This window comes from Ferroglobus sp. (assembly GCF_015521575.1).
Taxonomy (GTDB): domain Archaea; phylum Halobacteriota; class Archaeoglobi; order Archaeoglobales; family Archaeoglobaceae; genus Ferroglobus.
In genome coordinates, this window is the sequence record NZ_WANY01000221.1 from 1 (window position 1) to 3,961 (window position 3,961).

Genomic DNA, 3,961 nt, shown 5'->3' on the forward strand with positions numbered 1-3,961 from the left:
TGAGATAATGCAGATGCTTAAAATCTATTAAGATTTATTAACTTTGCCACTTTCCCCACATTTCTCATGCTCGAAATCTATGTCCAAGTTCTCCGAAGATATTTTCATTCATTGGGCTTCGATGATCGTTACGTTCGTCATCTTTACCCGCTTCCAGAGGCTGTACGAGGCAGGATGCAACTCAGAGAGGATAAAGAATTTAGCTTCCTTATCGTTCCTTTGGACATCATAAAAATCGGTTGAAAATATTTCTCGAGAAGTAAAAATTACGGGTCGCTGCTGTTGTTACGAAACTGTTATATTTTTTGCGGAAATTTAAAAATCCGATGAGCTTGGAGAGGGAGTATTTGGACATAACGTTCCTCAAGGAGAACGGATTCGTCAGAAAGAAGTGTCCTTCATGCGGCAAGTATTTCTGGACTGCTGATGAGAGCAGGGAAATTTGTGGTGATCCACCTTGTGGAAGTTACACGTTCATAGGTAATCCAATTTTCAAGAAAAAAATGAGCCTCGACGAGATGAGAGAGTACTACCTCTCGTTCTTTGAAAAAAGAGGACACGAAAGAATTGAGAGGTATCCGGTTGTCGCAAGGTGGAGGGACGACATATACTTGACCATAGCAAGTATAGCCGACTTTCAACCTTTTGTAACCTCTGGCTTGGTCCCTCCTCCGGCTAATCCCCTCACGATATCCCAGCCGTGCATAAGGATGGAAGATCTTGACAGTATTGGAAGAACTGGTAGGCATCTCACGCTTTTCGAAATGATGGCTCATCACGCTTTCAATTATCCCGGAAAGGAGGTTTACTGGAAGAACGAGACAGTAGCTTACTGCACGGAACTTTTAAACGAGCTCGGAGTAAGAAAGGAGGAGATAGTGTATAAAGAAGAGCCTTGGGCTGGGGGAGGAAATGCCGGACCTTGCTTGGAAGCTATCGTGGGCGGATTGGAAGTCGCAACGTTGGTCTTCATGAATCTTGAATTGCATCCTGAGGGGGATATAGAGATAAAGGGGGAGAAATACAGAAGAATGGACAACTACATCGTCGACACTGGCTACGGACTTGAGCGATTTGTTTGGGCGTCTCAAGGTACTCCGACTGTTTACGACGCCATATTTCCAGAGGTAGTTGATAGAATCGTTGAGAACAGCAGCATAGAGTTCAGCAGGAAAGATGAGGACATGAAGAAGCTCTTAGCCGAAAGCTCGAAGCTTGCTGGAGTCATGAGTTCGCTCAGAGGAGAGGAGCTTTTGAAATTAAGGAAGAGCATTGCCGACAAATTCGGAATGAGCGTTGAAGAGCTTGACAGGATCATATCTCCAATGGAAAACGCCTACGCTTTAGCCGATCACACGAGAGCTATTCTTTTCATGCTTGGAGACGGTTTAGTTCCCTCTAACGCCGGAGCTGGATACTTGGCGAGATTAATGATCAGGAGGAGTTTGAGGTTAGCTGACGACATCGGCTTTACACTAACTCTCTTCGACCTGGTAGAGCTTCACAGGAAGATCCTAAAAGCCTTCGAATTTGAAGTAGATCTCGACACGATTCACGAAATTCTTGAACTTGAAACGGAGAAGTACAGAAGGACAATAGAGAGAGGAAAGTCGATGGTTGAAAGAACAGTGAAGAGGAAGAAGAGAGTAACGAAGGAGGACTTAATCGAATTTTACGATTCCCACGGAATTCCTCCGGAAATCGTGATCGGCATAGCGGAAAAGGAAGGAGCTGAGGTCGAGGAAGTTGAGGATCTGTACGCTGAGCTTGCTTCGAGGCACTCTAAGGCTGAGAAGAAGGAGAAGCCGAAGGTATTGAAGAGGGATTATCCGGAAACTGAAAAGCTTTACTACAATTCGAAACTACTTGAATTCGAAGCCGAGGTAATAGGGGTTGAAGGAGATCTCGTGATTTTAAACAAAACTGCCTTCTATCCGGAAAGTGGTGGACAGGACAACGATGTTGGTTATCTCATTACGAAAGACAAAAAGGTTAGAGTTGTGGACGTTTTCGAGGAAGATGGAGTGGTTATTCACAAAGTTGACGGAGAGCTTGAAGTTGGGGACAAGGTAAAGGGGTTGATAGACGAAGAAACGAGGCTCAGACATATGAGACACCACACAGCCACGCATCTCCTTCTTAACGTTCTCCAGAAGAAGCTTGGAAAACACGTCTGGCAGGCCGGAGCAAGAAAGGAGAAAGATAAGGCGAGGCTCGATGTAACCCACTACAAGAGGTTGAGCGATGAGGAGATACGAGAGATTGAGAGGGAGGTGAACAGGGAAATAATGGCAAACAAACCTGTGAAATGGATGTTCATGGAGAGAAATGAAGCGGAGAAGAAATTTGGATTCAGGCTGTATCAGGGTGGAGTCCCGCCTGGGAAGGTTATAAGGGTTGTTCAGGCTGGGGATGACGTTCAGGCTTGTGGAGGCACTCACGTTGAAAGCACTGGAGAAATCGGAATGTTCAAGATTCTGAAAGTTGAATCTATTCAGGACGGAGTCATAAGGTTTGAATACGCTGCTGGAGAGGCGGCTTTGGAGCACGTGGCGAAGCAGGAGTCTTTGCTTAAAGAGGCGAGTTCGATTCTGAGAGTAGAACCTTCAATTCTTCCGAAAACAGTTGAAAGGTTCTTCGAGGAGTGGAAAGATCAGAAGAAGGAGATAGAGAAACTGAAGGAAGAAATTGCGAAGCTGAAAGCTGAGAAAATAGCGGAAAATTACGAGGAATTCGACGGGATAAAAATAGTTGTTGAAAGAATCGACGAGGACATAAAAACCTTAGCCAAGCTCGGTCAGAAACTGGCTGAGATGGGCTTCGTCGGAGTTCTCCTCAGCGGAAAAGAGGGAGTGAGAATCGTCACTTTCAGCGGACATGAAAAAGTCGATGCGAGGGAGTTAATGAGGGAGATAGGAAAACTCGTAAAGGGGAGCGGCGGTGGTAGAAAGGATCTCGCTCAGGGGGCTGGGCAGATAATGCCCGAGAAGGATGACGTGGTAAATCTCCTCTTTGAAGTCTTGTCAAGATGATCGAAGTTCACGTAATAAAAGAAATTCCCGAGATTAAAAAGGGGGACGACATAGGAGAGATAATTTCGAAGCTCTTTAAATTTGAAAATGGAGATGTCTTGGCAATTTGCTCAACTATAGTTTCGAAGGCTGAAGGGAGGGTTAGAAGGCTTGAAGATTACAGGCCGACCAAAGAAGCTTTGAAAATTGCTGAAAAAATCGGTAAAGATCCGAGGTTCGTTCAGGCGGTTCTTGAAGAGAGCGAGGAAGTTTTAATCGATTATCCCTTCCTTCTCGTTAAAGCTAAGTTCGGGAACGTTTGCGTTAACGCCGGAATAGATCAAAGCAACGTTGAAAAAGGTCTTCTCCTACTTCCTCCGATTAATCCGGATGAAAGTGCGGAAAAAATAAGGAAAAGGATAGCGGAGCTTACGGGGAGAAATGTGGGTGTTATCATCACCGACACCAACGGAAGGTGCTTCAGGAAAGGCGTCGTCGGGTTTGCCATAGGTTCTTCTGGAGTGGAGGTTCTAAGGGACTGGAGAGGAAAGCGAGATCTTTACGGAAACGTTCTCGAAGTTACCGTGGAGTGTGTCGTTGATGAACTCGCAGCTTTCGCAAATCTTCTAATGGGAGAAGGGGACTCTGCAACTCCCGCAGTTGTATTCAGAGGTTTGGATGTTTCTGGAGAGGGAAGCGTAAAAGAAGTTTACAGAAGCGAGGAGGAAGATGTCATATCGAAGAAAATAAAAGGTTCCTCGTAGTTGGGAGCAACGTCAGAAACGTCGTCGAATCGGCGAGGAAGGCTGGATATGAAGTGTACGCTTACACGAAACACATAGATGCGGATTTGATCCTCTACGCCGAAAAGGTCTTTAGAGCGAGGGAGAATCGGAAGGAGGACGAGAAAAGAGTTAGGGAGCTGTCCGAATCTTTAAACGCCAAGGTAA

Annotated in this window: 2 protein-coding genes; both read left to right on the forward strand. The window is 45.5% G+C overall.

Going from position 1 to position 3,961, the window contains the following annotated elements:
• Nucleotides 1-326 precede the first annotated feature (326 nt).
• Nucleotides 327-3,032, forward strand: coding sequence for an alanine--tRNA ligase (gene alaS / locus F7C14_RS08810; protein WP_290901965.1), 2,706 nt, complete (start codon nucleotides 327-329; stop codon nucleotides 3,030-3,032).
• The gene (gene cofE, locus F7C14_RS08815) at nucleotides 3,029-3,775 is read left to right on the forward strand and encodes a coenzyme F420-0:L-glutamate ligase (RefSeq protein WP_290901968.1); all 747 of its coding nucleotides are present in this window, start codon (nucleotides 3,029-3,031) and stop codon (nucleotides 3,773-3,775) included. The genes alaS and cofE overlap by 4 nt, the downstream gene beginning before the upstream one ends.
• Nucleotides 3,776-3,961: the final 186 nt, after the last annotated feature.

Bases quoted from the DNA above. Each gene is read 5' to 3' on its own strand.
- alaS (WP_290901965.1), top strand. From the start codon at position 327: ATGAGCTTGGAGAGGGAGTATTTGGACATAACGTTCCTCAAGGAGAAC.
- cofE (WP_290901968.1), top strand. From the start codon at position 3,029: ATGATCGAAGTTCACGTAATAAAAGAAATTCCCGAGATTAAAAAGGGG.